Below are 16,449 nucleotides of genomic sequence, written 5' to 3' on the forward strand. Positions count from 1 at the left end.
TGGACTTCCCCCAATAAATCGGACACGCGCCATCAGCTAATTCCTTCGAACTCTAGCGGAGTCCGGTAGCCAAGGCCACTGTGCAGCCGGTGGCTATTATAGAAGTCTTCAATATAGTCACTTATATGCTTTCGTAACTGTCTCAGCGTCACAAAGCTGGTGGCGTGTAGCAATTCTCCCTTCAACGTCTTGAAGAAGGACTCCACCTCCGCGTTGTCAGTACACTGCCCAGGGCGATTCATGCTGTGGCGCACCTGATGCCGATTCAGCAGAGCCTGTGTTTTATGAGCCCGATACTCGATGCCTCGGTCGGTATGAAATAACAGGTCTGAAGCCGGTTTTCGGGTTTTGAAGGCCTCCCTGAGCGTGGCCCTGGCGAAGTCTGCATTCAGATTCTCTCCCAGTCGCCAACTGATGATTCTCCGTGAAAACAAGTCCAGCACCACCGCCAGGAACACGTATTTCTTGCCCAGCTTGATGTAGGTGACATCGCTGCTCCATTGCTGGTTTACCGTGACGGGCTTCTCGGCATTCAGACGATGATTCGGCAAGGCTTTCAAGTCATCACGCAGCTTCGTCAAACGCCGGTATACACGGGCTACTCGAGCTTTCATGCCCCATTCCTGCATCAGCTTGGCCACTCGATTTTCACCCACTTCAACGCCCTCACGTCGAAGCGCCTGGTAAACCCGAGGACTGCCGTATCGGCCTTTGCTCTCGTTGTAGATGCGGCGGATCTTCAACAGCAACTCCGCATTCTCAGCGGCTCGTTGACTGGGCTTCCGGTTTGCCCAGGCGTAGTAGCCCGATCGTGAGATCTCCAGGTGCCGACACAGGGCCTTTACTCCGTGTTCCCGTCGGTGTTTCCAGACGAATCGGAACGCTTCCGTCGTTCCTCGGCCTGAAAACGTTGAAACTTTTTTAGAATGTCGTTTTCCTCCTGAAGCTCCGATATCCGGCGTTTCAGGCGGGCAACCTCGTCCTGTTCCTGGATCTTCTGCTTGGCCTCGGCTGGCGCTTTCTTGACCCGTTTCATGGCGAACTTTCCTTCATGGTATTCCTTGCGCCAGCGTGACAGCATGAAGGGGTGGATATCCAGCGCTTCGGCTACGCTTTTGACACTTCGGTGGGCCTGGTGACTCCACTCCACCGCTTTGACTTTGAACTCAGTGCTGTACTGCTGAGTTTTCTTCCCCGTGATCATCTCCGGCATCGGTTTTCTCCTATTGCGGAGTTATCGATGCGTGTCCACTACACTGGGGGAAGTCCAGCGTCCGGTTGACCGACTTGTTAGGCATCAAAGGTTCCTCCTGGTAAACGGTATCGAAAGAAACTTGCACACTGGCCAGCCTGCGATAAGTAGGCCAGAAAGCCAGGTAGGAATACCGTCGATTACTGCAAATATTGGCAATGTCACAAATCCCGCAAGCAATGAAAAAGTGCCAAGAGACCAAATGCAGTCACCTAAATCCGGGGCCACATCCATAATTGCGTAGTCATCATCGGTCCGGGAAAACGCCACGAAAGGAAACAAAAGTATCCAGACAAGCCGGACAAGAAGGTTTGGGAGGCCACGACTACCAAGCTCAGAAAGTGACTCTTGCCAAGTAACTGAACGATAAAACGGGAGCGTTAAAAGAGCCCAGATGCTGAGCTTCGATACTTCCATAAAATGCCTAACATTTGTATATGAGTCTGAATGATCACTTTTCCACTGACTCATATCTCAATTCAACAATCCCTCAAAACTAGGCAGAAAATCCAGTCCCGTCAATCAGTTCCGTGCATTAAGCCCTTAAAACCACAATGCAAAAACGATCATTACGCCTACTATCCCAAATTTCGGAACCATCTGTAAGCACATGAATTCATGAGTTAATTTACTCATAAACAAAGTTGTGCCCAGTTCATGGTCGCAATGACCGTTTTTCCATTCAATTTCCCGCGCGATCTACCACTCCAACTGCGCCCCGGTCTGGTACTCAATCACCCGCGTTTCAAAGAAGTTCTTCTCCTTGCGCATGGTGGCCTGCTCATCGAGCCAGGGCGAGACGTTCTTCGCCCCCGGGAACGGTTCTTCCAGGCCCACGGTTCTGGCCCTGCGGTTAGCCACGAAGCGGAACTGTTCGCTGTGGTACTCGGCGGAGTAGCCCAGAATCGGGTCCCGCAGAATGTAGTCGGCGTAGGCGGTTTCTGCGGCTTCGGATTCGTCCCACATGTCTCTGACGGCTTTCGGGTCCAGGGTGATGTTTTCTTCTTCCAGGATCTGGTTGACCACTTTCAGACCGAAGGAGAAATGCATGGCTTCGTCCCGCAGGATGTATTGCAGCTGTTCGCCGGTGCCGCGCATCAGGCCGCGGCGCTGCAGGGCGAAGATGGGGCTGAAGCCGTTGTAGAACCAGGCGCCTTCGAACACCGCTGCGAAGAACAGGTAAGACATGACGAACTCCTGCAGGTCGTCCTTGTTGCGCAGGTTCATGTCGGAGCGCATGGCAGCGTCCAGGCGACGGTTGGCCATCTGGATCTTGCCGTTAATGGCGGGCACCACGCGGTAGCGGTTGTAGATTTCGCTCTGGTCCAGGTTGAGGGTTTCGATGCAGTGCTGGTAGGCCCAGGTGTGCATGGCCTCTTCGTACACCTGGCGGGCCTGGTAGATCTGCAGTTCCGGGGCGCTCATTTTCTCCATCACCGCCAGGCCGATGTTGCGCATGGCCAGGATGTCGGAGGTGGTGAGATACGCCAGCACGTTTTCGTACACGTGCTTCTCCGGTGCAGTCAGGCGGTGGTGGTAGTCGTGGACGTCCTGGGCCATGTTGACGTCCAGCGGGGTCCAGTGGTTTTTGTTGGCGTTCATGAAGTACTCCCAGGCCCAGGGGTACTTGAACGGCGCCAGCTGGTTGATGTCGGTTTCGCCGTTGATGACGCGTTTGTCGTCGACGTTGACGGGGGCCGGGCCTTCGGGGGTTGCCGGTTTGGTTTGGTTATTTGGTTCGTCGTCCCAGTTGAGCATGGTTATGCCTCGTACAAATTCATTGGGAAGTCGGATTACGCTTTGCTAATCCGACCTACGGTTTATTGGCAGGCTTCGCAGTCGGGCTCGTCGATGCTGCATACCTGGGGTTGCGGCGCGGCGACCGGGGCGGATTTCTCGGCGCCGGTAGCGCCCAGCGAGCGCAGGTAGTAGGTGGTTTTCAGGCCGCGTTCCCAGGCCAGTTGGTACAGGGCGTCCAGCTTCTTGCCGCTGGGTTCGGCCATGTAGAGATTCAGGCTCTGGGCCTGGTCGAGCCATTTCTGGCGGCGCGAGGCGGCTTCCACCAGCCATCGGGGGTCGATCTCGAACGCGGTGGCGTAGCGGGCCTTGAGTTCATTCGGAATGCGGTCAATCTGTTGCACGCTGCCGTCGAAGTATTTCAGGTCGTTGACCATCACGTTGTCCCACAGGCCTTCGGCCTTGAGGTCCCGCACCAATGACGGGTTGACCACGGTGAACTCGCCGGAGAGGTTCGATTTCACGAACAGGTTCTGGTACGCCGGTTCGATGGACTGGGACACACCCACGATGTTGGAAATGGTCGCTGTGGGGGCAATCGCCATGACGTTGCTGTTGCGCATGCCGTTCTTCGCGATCAGCTCCCGCACCGGGGTCCAGTCCAGCCGGACGTTGGTGTTCACGGACAGGTCGCCTTCGCGCCGGGCTTCCTTCAGCAGGCTGATGGAGTCGATGGGCAGGGTGCCCTGGTGCCACAGGGAGCCTTCGTAGGTTTCATAGGCGCCCCGTTCGCCGGCCAGGGTGGCCGAGGCGCGGATGGCGAAGTAGCTGAGCTGTTCCATGGCGACATCGGCAAATTCTACCGCCTCCGGGCTGGTGTACGGCAGACCGAGTTGATACAGCGCGTCCTGAAAGCCCATCAGGCCAAGGCCGACCGGGCGATGCTTCAGGTTGGAGTTTCTGGCCTGGGGTACAGCGTAGTAGTTGATGTCGATGACGTTATCGAGCATGCGCACGGCGGTGGCTACGGTACGCTCCAAACGTTGTACGTCCAGCTCACCATCGCGGATATGGGCCGCCAGGTTCACCGAGCCCAGGTTGCACACGGCGATTTCGTCGGCGCTGGTGTTGAGGGTGATTTCAGTGCACAGATTGGAGCTGTGCACCACGCCCTGGTGCTGTTGCGGAGAACGCAGGTTGCACGGGTCCTTGAAAGTGATCCACGGGTGGCCGGTCTCGAACAGCACGGTGAGCATCTTGCGCCAGAGCTGTTTGGCAGGGATTTTCTTGGACAGTTTGATCTTGCCCTGCTCCGCCAGCGCCTCGTAATGCTCGTAGCGTTCACGGAAGGCGTTGCCATACAGGTCGTGCAGGTCCGGCACGTCGCTGGGGGAGAACAGCGTCCAGTCGCGGTCTTCGCGCATGCGTTCGATCAGCAAGTCCGGCACCCAGTTGGCGGTGTTCATGTCGTGGGTGCGGCGGCGTTCATCGCCGGTGTTCTTGCGCAGTTCCAGGAATTCCTCGATGTCCAGGTGCCAGCTTTCCAGGTAGGCGCACACCGCGCCCTTGCGCTTGCCGCCCTGGTTCACCGCCACGGCGGTGTCATTCACCACTTTCAGGAATGGCACCACGCCCTGGCTCTGGCCGTTGGTGCCCTTGATGTGGGAGCCCAGCGCGCGCACCGGCGTCCAGTCGTTGCCCAGGCCGCCGGCCCATTTGGACAGCATGGCGTTGTCGCGGATGGCGCCGTAGATGCCTTCCAGGTCGTCACCCACGGTGGTGAGGTAGCAGGAGGACAGCTGGGAATGGCGGGTACCGCTGTTGAACAGCGTCGGTGTGGACGCCATGTAGTCGAAGGACGACAGCAGGTTGTAGAACTCGATGGCGCGTTCGTTGGGGTTGTCTTCCCGCAGCGCCAGGCCCATGGCCACGCGCATGAAGAACACCTGGGGCAGCTCCAGGCGGGCGCCGTTCCAGTGCAGGAAGTAGCGGTCGTACAGGGTCTGCAGGCCGAGGAAGCCGAATTGCAGATCCTGTTCCGGCTTGATAGCGGCGCCCAGGCGCTCCAGATCGAAAGTGGCCAGGGCCTCGTCCAGCAATTCGTACTGAATGCCGGCTTCGATAAAGGCGCTCAGGGCCTGGGGATATATCTCCGCCAGCGGCAGGCTGCGGGGCAGGTCCAGTGCCGTGGCGGTTTCCATGCGTAGTTGTTCCAGCAGGAGGCGGGCGGTGACCGCGCTGTAGTCCGGCTCCTGTTCGATGCGACCACGGGCGGTCATCACCAGTGCCGACAGCACGTCTTCCTCGCCGATGCCGTCATAGAGATTGCGCAGGGCGTCTTCCACCAGGGATTCGCCATCAATGCCTTCCAGCCCGGCGGCGGCCTGCTCTACCTGAAGCTTCATCAGGCCCAGGTCCAGCGGCACGGTGTCGCCATTGGCCTGTTTGACGGTCAGGTGCGGGTGGGCTTCCATCGGTGAATGAAGAGCCCGTTCGCGGGCGTGTTCTTCCCGGTACAGCACGTAGGCGCGGGCAACCTTTTGCTCTTCGGCCCGCATCAACGCCAGTTCCACCTGGTCCTGGATGTCTTCGATATGCACTTTGCCACCGGCTTTCAGGCGCCGGCTGATGGCGTGTATGACCTGCTCGGTGACCCGCTGGACGGCATCATGGATGTGGGCGGAGCCGGCGGCTTTATCGCCTTCCACCGCCAGGAATGCCTTGGTGACGGCCACGCTGATTTTCGCTGGATTGAATCCAACGAGGGTGCCGTTGCGTTTAATTACCTGAAGGGAAGCGGTATCGTCTGGTTGGGAAGCATCGGCCGGGGGGTGGGCCGCAGTGGCGGTGGACATGTCGGTTCTCCTGAATACGCGTTGGTTTCCATGTCCTTCGCGTAGGCAGAGAATCGGGGAGGCGGCAGCCAATGATGTCGGATTACGCTGTGCTAATCCGACCTACGGGGCCACGGGTATGTACCTGATCCGGTCCTGCTCACCTTGAACGCGAAGGTGCAGTTGTTTTCCCTGGCAGGTCTTCGGACTCAGGGGCGTGAACCGTGTGGTTCGGCCTTGCGTGGCGACTTCCCGGCTTGGAGCCCCTGGTTACCTCCTGAGTCGCCTCTGGCTTTCAGAGCGATTCACAGTCAAGGCGCGACTTTGCAGTAAGGCCGGGGCCTTTCAAAAAGTCGCAACGCCGATTGTGAATCGCTCTGAAAGCCCCAAAGGGCGCGCTCTGAAAGCTGCACATGCTGTGTTGCGACTCTTGCCAAGGGCTTGGGCCATTGGCGGCGAGCCGCGCCTTACATCTGCAGCTTTCAGAGCACGCAGAGGCGATTCAGGAGGTAACCAGGGGCTCCTTGCCAGTGTCATGGTGCCACGCTTGTTCCCCAATACCGCTGCGCGTCAGTTCCGGAGTCTCACCGGATTCCCGATACCGTCGAAGTGTTTAGAAAATAAACACTATATCTGGTATATGACCAAGGATAGGGACACTATATACACGAAATGCCACGGCAACAAGGCACTTTTTATGACGGTCGCGGTCAACCACACAGTCATCGGATTCATCAATGGACGCTACTATGAAAAAACCGGATTCACTGAAGTCGCTGTTTCTGGGCACGGCACTACTGGTCGCCAGCGGGGTCGTGGTTGCGGGCACCACCATCAAGCCGTTCTCGCAAATGGATCAGCTGGACGATGGCTGGGAGCCACTGGAATTCCCGAAAATCGATCGCTACACCACCTACCGACTGATTGAGGAAGACGGCACCCAGGTGATCGAGGCCCAAACCCGTAACAGTGCCTCAGGCCTGATTGCCCGCCTGGATGTCGACCCCGGGGATTCGCTGGTTCTGCGTTGGCGGTGGAAGGTATCCAACACCTTTGAAAAAGGGGATGCCCGCAAGAAGTCCGGGGACGACTACCCTGCCCGCATCTATGTGGCGTTCGAGTTCGAACCGGACAAGGCCGGCTGGTTCGAGCGTGCCAAACGCAAGACCGTGGAAGCCCTGTTTGGCGAAGAGCTCCCGGGCAACGCCATCAACTACATCTGGGCCAACCAGCTTGCAAAGGGGGAAACCGTAGCCAACCCTTACGCCGAGGAAACCATGATGATTGCGGTCACTTCCGGTGAGGAGAAGGCCGGCGAATGGGTAACCGTGGAGCGGGATATCGTGGCGGATTACCGGGCAGCGTTCGGTGACGAGCCCCCGCGTCTGAGGGGCGTGGCCATCATGTCGGATTCCGACAACACCGGGGAATCGGCTACCGCCTGGTATGGCGACCTGAAATTAAGTCAGTGAGTTACTGCAGCAGATCTTCCGGGTAACCGGGTATGAAAAAGCCCTTGTTCAGCTCTCGCGCCGGTGGAACTTCACCCCGCTCCACCAGCCGCAGGTAGGCATCGTCGAATTCCTCACGCAGGATGGCAGCCCTCGGGTTGGCCAGGGAGAAGATCCAGGCGCCGTTGCGGGTTCTGACTTCGGAATCCCTGAGCATCCGATCCGAAGGATGCGTGAGAATTTCCCGCACGGGCTGCCGGTAGTCGAGCAGATAGTCGCCGCGGTTACGCTTTAACATATCGATACCTGAGCGGTGGTTGGGCGCTTCGGTTATCTCTATGTTATCGAAGGCTTCCAGCCTGCCCAGCAGGCCGCCATAGGTGTAGCCGCCAATCACAATCAGTGTCTTGCCGTTAAGGTCGTCCAGGTGGGTCAGCGGTGGCGTGCCCTCCACGTACCAGGCGCTGAGTTGCACCGGGATCGGACTGACCCAGGTTTCCAGCACCGCATCCTTGAGGGACGGAATACCGGTCATGCCGGGCCAGACATCGATGTTTCCGTTTTGCATGTAAAGATAGATCCGGCTCACCGGCAGATAGATAAAATCCGGCGTGTAACCGGCTTCCTCCGCCACTTTGCGGGTCAGATCAATGAACAGGCCATCCGCTTCGCCATCGGCATTACGGTATTCAATGGGCGGGAATTCAGCGTAGGCAATTCTCAGCACCGGGCGGTCGCCATCGGCCTGGGCAGGCCCCGCTACCATCAGCCCCGCAGCGGCCAGCATGGTAGCCAGTGCCCACGCCCTGTAAAACCGAAAACACCGTCTGCCCATAGCCTTCATCGTTTTGTTGCGGTCTCATTAAAGACTAACAGAGCGCAGCGATTATGCACGTCGCTCTCACCCACCCCTAGCGCAGGATAACCAGGGGCTTCTCGGCGGTCTTGAGCATGTTGGTGGTGGTACTGCCCACCAGGAACTGACGAATGCGGGAATGGCCATAGGCGCCCATCACCAGCAGGTCGATATCGTGCTCCTCCTGATAGGCGTGCAGGGTTTTCTCCACATCGCCGGCACGAATGGCCAGATGCACTTCACACCCCAGGTCCGCCAGCATACGCTCGGCTTTCTTGAGCTGTTCCCAGCGATCGTTGGTATCCGGGCCGATCATCACCAGGTGCAGGGGAAAGCCCCTGAACACCGGGCTGTTGGCCAGCAGTTCGATACCCTTGAACGCAGTGGCGGAACCGTCGAACGCCAGCATCGCGCTGCGCGGCTCGGAGAAATTATCGGGCACCAGCATAATCGGACGGTGTACGCTGCGGATCACGGTTTCCAGCTGGCTGCCGATGTGTACATCACGTTCGGTACTGGTTTCGCCGTGCAGGCCCATCACCAGCAGGCGGGTCTCGTTTTCAATCGCCAGCAGGGAGTCCGTCAGGTCACCGTGGCGCTGGCGCTTGATCACATCCTCAACGCCACGGGACTTCACCCGCTCTTCGGCGGCGTTAAGCATGTGATGGCCCTGCTCTAGGGCCAGCTTACTGCGCTTCTCGTCCAGTTCCGCCAGTTCCTCCATCAGGTGTTCCCGGCTACCCAGGCCAATGCTGCCCGCCAGGTCAGTCTCTGCCGGGTAGCGCTCCTCATCCAACACGTGAAACAGCGTCAGCGGTGTTTCCATACGCTGGCTGGCCCACGCCGCATAATCACACACGGCCAGTGCCGCCCTGGAACCATCAATACAACCTACGATCCGGGTCATCGTTACCTCGCTACCTTGGTTCGACTCTTTATTGTCATTATGCGGATTTGCATCAGCGCGGCCTTGAGTATGATCAGTAGTCATATCAGTGCCCCATCAGCTGGTCAACCGCATCCGGTTTGTCGTGCACGCCGAAACGATCAACGATGGTGGCGCTGGCTTCGTTAAGGCCGATAATCTCAACATCCGCACCTTCACGCCGGAACTTGATCACCACCTTGTCGAGGGCGCCTACAGCGGTAATATCCCAGAAGTGGGCACGGCTGAGGTCGATCACCACCTTATCCACCGCTTCCTTGAAGTCGAATGAGGCGGTGAATTTCTCGGAGGAGCTGAAGAACACCTGGCCAACGACACGGTAGGTGCGGGTTTCACTGGCTTCGTCCAGATCGGAACTGACAATCATGAAGTGGCCAATCTTGTTGGCGAAGAACAGCGCCGCAAGCAAGACACCAGCCAGCACACCGAACGCCAGGTTGTGGGTGGCGACCACGACAATCACCGTCACCACCATCACGATGTTGGTGGACAGCGGGTGCTCTTTGAGGTTGCGGATGGAATCCCAGGAGAAGGTACCGATGGAGACCATGATCATCACGGCCACCAGCGCGGCCATGGGGATCTGGACCAGCCAGACGTCAAGCACCAGCACCATTACCAGCAGGAAAACACCGGCGGTCAGCGTGGACAGGCGGGTACGGCCACCGGACTTGATGTTGATGATGGACTGACCAATCATCGCGCAGCCCGCCATACCGCCGAGCAGGCCGGAACCGATGTTGGCGATGCCCTGGCCCTTGCACTCGCGGTTGCGATCGCTGCTGGTATCGGTGAGATCGTCCACGATGGTGGCGGTCATCATTGATTCCAGCAGACCGACCACGGCCAGCGCCACGGAATATGGCAGAATAATCATCAGGGTTTCCAGGTTCAGTGGCACATCCGGCCACAGGAAGATCGGCAGGGTGTCCGGCAGCTCGCCCATATCGCCGACGGTGCGGATATCCAGGTCAAGGTACATCGCTACGGCGGTCAGGCCGACAATACAGATCAGCGGAGACGGCAGGATTCTGCCAACCTTCGGAATCAACGGGAACAGGTAGATAATGCCCAGGCCAGCGGCGGTCATGGCGTACACGTGCCAGGTCACGTTGGTCAGCTCCGGCAACTGGGCCATGAAGATCAGGATCGCCAGAGCGTTGACGAAACCGGTCACCACCGAGCGGGACACAAACCGCATCAGTCCACCCAGTTTGAGGTAACCAGCGCCGATCTGAAACACACCGGTCAGCAGGGTGGCGGCCAACAGGTATTCCAGGCCGTGTTCTTTCACCAGGGTGACCATCAGCAGCGCCATGGCGCCGGTAGCGGCGGAGATCATGCCCGGGCGGCCGCCCACGAAGGCGATGATGACCGCAATACAGAAGGAGGCGTATAGCCCGACCTTGGGGTCCACCTCCGCAATGATGGAGAAGGCGATGGCCTCGGGAATCAGCGCCAGCGCCACCACGATGCCTGCCAGCAGGTCACCGCGAACGTTAGAGAGCCAATTGTCTTTTAACGATTTGATCATAAACGTTTCCGGTTAATTCAAGACTGCAGAACGACAGCATCCCCGCCCGGCCAAAAGCCCGACGGGGAGTGTAAAGCCGCAATGTTCAGATGTGATTAATGACCATGTACAGGCCGACGGCGCCCATAACGATGGTATAAGGGAAGGCCATGATCACCATGCGGCCGTAGGAAAGCCGGACCAGGGGAGCAATGGCGGAAGTCAGCAGGAACAGGAACGCGGCCTGTCCGTTGGGGGTTGCCACACTCGGCAGGTTGGTACCGGTGTTGATGGCAATGGCCAGGGTCTGGAAGTGGTCGTAGCTGATGCTACCCGCATCCAGTGCCTGCTTGATCTCGCTGATGTACACGGTGGCAACGAAGACGTTGTCACTGATCAATGAGAGCAGGCCGTTGGCGATAAAGAACATGCCCGGCTGCTGCTCTATCGGCAGTGACAGGACATACTCGATAATGGGTTTGAACAGGTGCTGTTCGTGGATCACCGCGACGATGGCAAAGAACACCACCAGCAGCGAGGTGAACGGCAGGGACTCCTGGAATGCCTTGCCGATCTGGTGTTCATCGGTAATGCCGGTGAACGAGGTGATCAGGATAATCACCAGCAGGCCGATCAGCCCCACTTCCGCCAGATGGAACGCCAGCCCCACCACCAGAACCAGCGCCGCGAAAGCCTGAATCCACAGGGCGGCCTGATCGGCCTTGGTGCGCTTGTTGCGCTCGTTATCGGCAAACTCTTCCAGTACACGGCGCACCGGCTTCGGCAGGCGACCGCCGTAACCGAACCAGCGCAGCTTCTCCAGCAGCCAACAGGTGGTCAGGCCAGCAAACAGCACCGGGATACTGACCGGCGCCATGTGCAGGAAAAAGCTGGCAAAATCCCAGCCCACCACCTTGGCGATCAGCAGGTTCTGGGGCTCACCCACCATGGTGGCCACGCCACCCAGCGCGGTACCGATGGCACCGTGCATCAACAGGCTACGCAGGAACGCCCGGAAATTCTCCAGGTCTTCCCGGTGCAGTTCGATGACGTCGTCATCGCTGTTGGCGTTGTGATCCTTGTGCTGGTAACCCTTGCCCGACGCCACCTTGTGGTACACCGAGAAAAAACCCACCGCCACGCTGATAATCACCGCCGTCACGGTCAGCGCATCCAGGAAGGCCGACAGCAGCGCGGCGGCGGCACAGAACAGCAGCGACAGCGCCGACTTGGAACGAACACCCACTAGGATCTGGGTGAAGGTCACCAGCAACAACTCCTTCATGAAGTAGATGCCGGCCACCATGAACATCAGCAGCAGGATGACGGGGAAGTTAGTGAGTACTTCCATATACACTGCATCAGGCGTGGTAAGGCCGATCAGCAGAGCTTCCACCGCCAGCAGGCCACCGGGCAGCAGCGGGTAACACTTCAGCGCCATGGCCAGGGTAAAGATGAACTCACCGATCAGCAGCCAGCCTGTGACGCCGGGACCAAACACATACAACACGATGGGGTTGATGATCAGGAACAGCAGAATGACCTGCTTGTACCAGACAGGCGCCTTGCCGAGAAAGTTGTGGGTAAAACCTGAGATGACCGAGTTGGGCATTACAAAATCTTCTGAGTGATCGGGCGATAACAATAATGCGACAGGCAAGTCGCATCTTCCTTGATATTTGTGTACCGGTCAGTCAGCCACAGGTGGTAAAAATCCCCACCATTGGTCGTAGTTAACCAGCAGCACAGGTCAGCCGAATGCTAGGGCGGAGTGATCATCAGAAAGCGTTTGTCGGGGGCGGGCATGGAACAGGTTTCCGGGTGCGCGTGTTTTAGGGGCGCGAATGGTACCAGAAAAATGAACAGAGGGTAAGAAAATGAGCCACCATTGTCGCTTACCCCATGCCGCTCCTCGGTCAGGATCAGGCTGAAGACGCCGCCTCAACGGAATCCGCCAGCATCTCGGCGGTAATCGCCGACAAGGTCCAGCCCAGATGGCCATGGCCGGTGTTGTAGAACACCGTGGGAAGGCGCCCCGCCCCGACTCGCGGCATCATGTTGGGCAGCATGGGACGCAGCCCCGCCCACGGCACCACACGTCGGGTACAGACCCCCGGGAAACACTGCTCCACCCAGCGGGTAAGCGGCTGAATCCGGTCATCGCGGATATCGCGATTGTAGCCACTGAATTCTGCGGTACCCGCAACACGAAAGCGGCCGTCGCCGAGCCGGCTGGTGACGATCTTGGTGGCATCGTCCAGCAGGCTGACGGTCGGCGCTGATTTCCGGGAGTCCTCGTCGTCGAGCTCAACGGTGATGGAGTAGCCTTTGACCGGATAGATGTTGACCCGGTCGCCCAGCTTTGCCGCCAGCGCCCGGCTGCCAACGCCGGCACAAATCACCACGCCATCAAAGGTGTCACGGTGTTGCTGTTCGCCATCGTAGGCCGTCACCCAGGCGTGGTTCTGGTCAGCGCTGAGCTCGGTAACGGTGTGTTCGTAGCAGGTCCTGACCCCAAGGCGCAGGATCGCTTCGGCCAGGCCGTTGGTGAACTTGTGGATATCACCGGTGGAGTCGCTTTCGGTATAGAAACCGCCGTAGTAGCTTCCCGCCAGCGTCGGCTCAATCGCACGCATTTCGTCCGGCGTCACCGCCCGACGCTCCAGACCACCGGCGGCCAGCAGTTTCGAGACATTCGCCGCGTGGTCGAAGCCGGCCTTGTCCCGATAGATGTGCAGGATGCCCTGTTTCTTCAGGTCGAAATCGATGCCTTCTTCCTGAGCCCAGTTAAACAGATGCTCACGGGCGGCGATCGCCAGACGGGCGGTTTCGGTGGTGTTCTTTTCGTACTGGGGAATCGCCGCGATGAACTCGGCAAACCAGCTCAGCTTGTGCCAGGACGGTTTGGGATTAACCAGCAGCGGCGCATCCCGGCGGGACATCCACTTGATGCCCTTGATCACCGTCTGCCAGTTATTCCAGACCTCCGCATTGGAGGCTGACAGCTGGCCACCGTTGGCAAAGGAGGTTTCCATCGCCGCGTAACGGTGCTTTTCGTAAACGGTCACATCCAGGCCGCGCTTGGCCAGCGTGTAAGCCGTGGTAATACCGGTGATACCACCGCCAATAACCGCAATTCTCTTCATGGCATTCTTCATGGAGCTCTCCAGGGCATTTTCCACGAGGCGTCAAGGGATTCCTTCCTACCCAGAGGGTAGCAAGCACCCCTTCCGTCTCGGAACCTGAGAGATTCACACGCCGTTTCAGCGAAACCGGCGGCTTGCTCCTTCGGTGTGCCGACTGACGCGGTCGTCGACAGCTCTTCGGAAAGTCATCATGTCAGCGGTCCTTTTGCCTGAGAGTTTCCGGGGCAGTTGCTCCTTCGGCGCCGGGCGCATCGGTTGTGCGATTCGGTCTCTCCCGCTGACATGTCTGGTCTACTGTTTACACCAGTCTGCCTCGCACCATAGCAAATAACTCCTTTTCGTGACACTGACCCCGGTCACAACCGTTTGGCTTCGCCACCCGCCGCTGCCTGGCATTACCGCGGAAACGATGAAATGACGTCAGAAAGTGTAGCGGGCGGAAAGGGTAACCTTCAGCGGATTGCCGGGGTATACGCGGCCAGGGTAGTACCCACCCGTCCAGTGCTCTTCGTCTGTCAGGTTTTTGCCCAGCAGGGAAACGTCCAGATCGCCCGCCCGGTAGAAGGCGCCAGCGTTAAAAAGCGTGTAGTCGGGCAGAGTAAAGCCGTCCTCGAATGTTTTCCGTTCACCAACGTACTCCGCGCCGGCGCCAACGGCAAAGCCGCTACCCAACCGGTACTTGCCCCACAGGGTGGCTGCGTGACGTGGCGCCCCTTCCTTGGTCTTGCCGACATTTTCGGAGACCTCGTCTTCGGTGATTTCAGCGTCGTTATAGGCATAGTTGGCAATGACAGACAGGCGCTCGCTGACGTTGCCTACCACTTCCAGCTCCAGGCCACTGGCCTGCTCCTGGCCGCGCTGGCGCATCAGTTCGATATTGCCGGTTATGTCAGCCGGGGTCACGATGTCGTCGTTGATGATGTGATACAGCGCTGCGGTGAACAGCAGATCACCACCGAATGCCAGCTGCTTGGCGCCAATCTCGTACAAGCGGCTGGTGGTCGGATCGAAAGGACCGCCCTCCTGTTTGGTATAGCCGAAATTAGGCTCGAAGCCCTCAGCGTAGGTGCCGTAGAAGCTCAGACTTTCAGTATGGCGGTATACCACCCCGAGCCGGGGGGCCAGATCACTGTCTGAATTCCTGTCACCACCCACGGGCTCGGTGCTGAAACTGGAATAGCGAAGGCCGGCCAGCAAGTCCCAGTCGCCCAGGGTAATCTGATCCTGCAGGAAAATGCCGGTACGCCAGTTGTCTGCCCCCCAGGGACTTCCCGAAGACTCGGTCAGGGTGTAGCTGTCCACCGGCCGGCGGATATTCCTGGGATTGAGAACGTCGAAAACGAATACGTCGCTGGCACTCCGGTGCCGGGACTCATCCTCCTGACTCAGCGCGTCGGCGCCAACCACGAGCCTGTGGGATACGTTGCCCGTGTTGAACCTGCCAGTGGCATAGACAGTACCGCTGAGGGTCTCTGCTTCGGTGTCACGATCACCGTACTTGACGTTGTATTCGCTGCCGGACGGCAAACTGTTGCCCGTGCGGTGCTCGCTGAGATCCTCATCATAATGATGGTATTGGAACGCCGCCGCCAGGCGCCAATTGTCCGACAGCGCCTGGTCCAGTGACACCGCAGCCGTATAGTCCCGGAAGTCGAGCCCGTCCCCGGGCTGGGTCACCGACACGTCAATCGGCACCGCGCCCAGGGAGTCAGAGTCGGCGAGATTCGGCTGGCCGCGGTCCAGCACTGTCTCGCGGTTGGTGTAACTCAGTTCCAGGTTTACCCGGGTGTCTTCGCTGGGAACCCATGACAGCGAGGGCGAGACGCTGTAACCCTTGTCAAAGACAGCCGTTCTGAATGAATCGTTGTCCCATGTCGACGTATTGAAGCGGTACAGGAAGGAGCCACTTTCGTTAACGGGGCCTGTCGTGTCGAAGGCAACAAGGCCTTGGTTGTCACCCGATCCGAACGTTCCCAGGTCTGCCCGCAGTTCATGACGGCTCTCTGCCAGCGGCTTCTTGGTGACAATGTTGATCACACCGCCAGGGCTGGCCTGGCCGTAGAGCACGGCCGACGGCCCCTTGATCACCTCCACCCGCTCGACATTGGCAATGTAGGGCTGAGACCAGAAATTATTGTAGACCCGAAGACCGTTAACCCGCCGGTCGTCCTGGTTACGAAACCCCCGAATGGTTATATCGTCGTAGACCGAGAACTCATTAACCCCGGCCACATAGGGCGCCACGTCGTTGAGCTGCACCAGGTTCTGTTCCTCGATGACTTCCTTGGTCGTTATGCCGACCGACTGTGGAATGTCCAGGACATGGGTTTCCGTCTTGGTGGCAGAAAAGGTGGTTTCCACAAAGTCGGTCCTGCCCTCTCTGCCAGTGACCTCAATCGCCTGGAGCATGACCGGGTCATCGAAAGCGTCGGGCTGCCCGGGGTCCGCCTGCGCAGTTACCGGCAGTGTTGGCATCAGTGCCAGGGCAGCGAGAGCGACGGTCCGGGGCGTGAACAGGGCGTGAGGGTTATGTTTCTGAGGCATCATATCAACCAGTCCTTTTGGTAAATGATAATCTTTTATATTCGCATTTACGCCTAAAACATAAAAGCCCTGTTTTTTCAGGTGATACCCCGTTGCGTCGATAATTCTCGTGTGGTGAGGAAGGAAGGGGCGCTCATCCATGAACGCCCTGGACATCTCAGCGATTTCGC

General features: G+C 58.5%; 10 protein-coding genes and 1 riboswitch. Of the genes, 1 reads left to right on the forward strand and 9 read right to left on the reverse strand.

Translation table 11 applies throughout. From position 1 onward, the window contains the following. Nucleotides 1–32 precede the first annotated feature (32 nt). From ACJO3M_RS11935 to ACJO3M_RS11945, 3 genes are all read right to left on the reverse strand, one after another. A protein-coding gene (locus ACJO3M_RS11935; protein WP_407001579.1) for an IS3 family transposase occupies nt 33–1,213 on the reverse strand; the annotation gives its coding sequence in 2 pieces (ribosomal slippage) (nt 33–914 and nt 917–1,213; 1,179 coding nt in all). 738 nt (nt 1,214–1,951) lie between these two features. Beyond that, nucleotides 1,952–3,010 carry a ribonucleotide-diphosphate reductase subunit beta gene (locus ACJO3M_RS11940; protein ID WP_407001588.1) on the reverse strand — a complete coding sequence of 353 codons (1,059 nt, stop codon included), beginning with the start codon at nt 3,008–3,010 and terminating at the stop codon, nt 1,952–1,954. 62 nt (nt 3,011–3,072) lie between these two features. After that, nucleotides 3,073–5,844 carry a ribonucleoside-diphosphate reductase subunit alpha gene (locus ACJO3M_RS11945; protein WP_407001589.1) on the reverse strand — a complete coding sequence of 924 codons (2,772 nt, stop codon included), beginning with the start codon at nt 5,842–5,844 and terminating at the stop codon, nt 3,073–3,075. A 728-nt stretch (nt 5,845–6,572) separates the two neighbouring features. Here ACJO3M_RS11945 and ACJO3M_RS11950 point away from each other — a divergent pair. Continuing rightward, a complete protein-coding gene (locus tag ACJO3M_RS11950; protein ID WP_407001590.1) occupies nt 6,573–7,295 on the forward strand; it encodes a DUF3047 domain-containing protein in 723 nt (240 codons plus the stop codon). 1 nt (nt 7,296) lies between these two features. Here the strand turns inward: ACJO3M_RS11950 and ACJO3M_RS11955 are convergent, their stop codons facing one another. The 6 genes from ACJO3M_RS11955 to ACJO3M_RS11980 form a co-directional block, all read right to left on the reverse strand. Beyond that, entirely contained in the window at nt 7,297–8,109 is an 813-nt protein-coding gene (locus ACJO3M_RS11955) for a substrate-binding periplasmic protein (protein ID WP_407001591.1), read from the reverse strand. A gap of 76 nt (nt 8,110–8,185) precedes the next feature. Beyond that, a complete protein-coding gene (locus ACJO3M_RS11960) occupies nt 8,186–9,037 on the reverse strand; it encodes a universal stress protein (RefSeq protein WP_407001592.1) in 852 nt (283 codons plus the stop codon). An 85-nt stretch (nt 9,038–9,122) separates the two neighbouring features. Further along, nucleotides 9,123–10,610 (reverse strand): SulP family inorganic anion transporter, encoded by a 1,488-nt coding sequence (locus tag ACJO3M_RS11965; protein ID WP_407001593.1) that lies wholly within the window; start codon nt 10,608–10,610, stop codon nt 9,123–9,125. An 85-nt stretch (nt 10,611–10,695) separates the two neighbouring features. Beyond that, nucleotides 10,696–12,201, reverse strand: a complete 1,506-nt coding sequence (gene nhaB, locus ACJO3M_RS11970) for a sodium/proton antiporter NhaB (RefSeq protein ID WP_407001594.1) — start codon at nt 12,199–12,201, stop codon at nt 10,696–10,698. Between the two features lie 310 nt (nt 12,202–12,511). Beyond that, on the reverse strand, nt 12,512–13,735 hold the full coding sequence (locus tag ACJO3M_RS11975; RefSeq protein ID WP_407001716.1) for a D-amino acid dehydrogenase: 1,224 nt from the start codon (nt 13,733–13,735) through the stop codon (nt 12,512–12,514). Nucleotides 13,736–13,922: 187 nt separating this feature from the next. Further along, a riboswitch (glycine riboswitch) is annotated at nt 13,923–14,022 on the reverse strand. Between the two features lie 133 nt (nt 14,023–14,155). Next, complete coding sequence (locus ACJO3M_RS11980; RefSeq protein WP_407001595.1) at nt 14,156–16,282, reverse strand: TonB-dependent siderophore receptor; 2,127 nt, start codon at nt 16,280–16,282, stop codon at nt 14,156–14,158. Nucleotides 16,283–16,449 lie beyond the last annotated feature (167 nt).

Source organism: Marinobacter alkalisoli, assembly GCF_045449795.1.
Classification (GTDB): domain Bacteria; phylum Pseudomonadota; class Gammaproteobacteria; order Pseudomonadales; family Oleiphilaceae; genus Marinobacter.

Excerpts from the sequence above, each read along its gene's own strand:
- ACJO3M_RS11940 (WP_407001588.1), bottom strand. The coding sequence starts at position 3,010 with ATGCTCAACTGGGACGACGAACCAAATAACCAAACCAAACCGGCAACC.
- ACJO3M_RS11945 (WP_407001589.1), bottom strand. The coding sequence starts at position 5,844 with ATGTCCACCGCCACTGCGGCCCACCCCCCGGCCGATGCTTCCCAACCA.
- ACJO3M_RS11950 (WP_407001590.1), top strand. The coding sequence starts at position 6,573 with ATGAAAAAACCGGATTCACTGAAGTCGCTGTTTCTGGGCACGGCACTA.
- ACJO3M_RS11955 (WP_407001591.1), bottom strand. The coding sequence starts at position 8,109 with ATGGGCAGACGGTGTTTTCGGTTTTACAGGGCGTGGGCACTGGCTACC.
- ACJO3M_RS11960 (WP_407001592.1), bottom strand. The coding sequence starts at position 9,037 with ATGACCCGGATCGTAGGTTGTATTGATGGTTCCAGGGCGGCACTGGCC.
- ACJO3M_RS11965 (WP_407001593.1), bottom strand. The coding sequence starts at position 10,610 with ATGATCAAATCGTTAAAAGACAATTGGCTCTCTAACGTTCGCGGTGAC.
- nhaB (WP_407001594.1), bottom strand. The coding sequence starts at position 12,201 with ATGCCCAACTCGGTCATCTCAGGTTTTACCCACAACTTTCTCGGCAAG.
- ACJO3M_RS11975 (WP_407001716.1), bottom strand. The coding sequence starts at position 13,735 with ATGAAGAGAATTGCGGTTATTGGCGGTGGTATCACCGGTATTACCACG.
- ACJO3M_RS11980 (WP_407001595.1), bottom strand. The coding sequence starts at position 16,282 with ATGATGCCTCAGAAACATAACCCTCACGCCCTGTTCACGCCCCGGACC.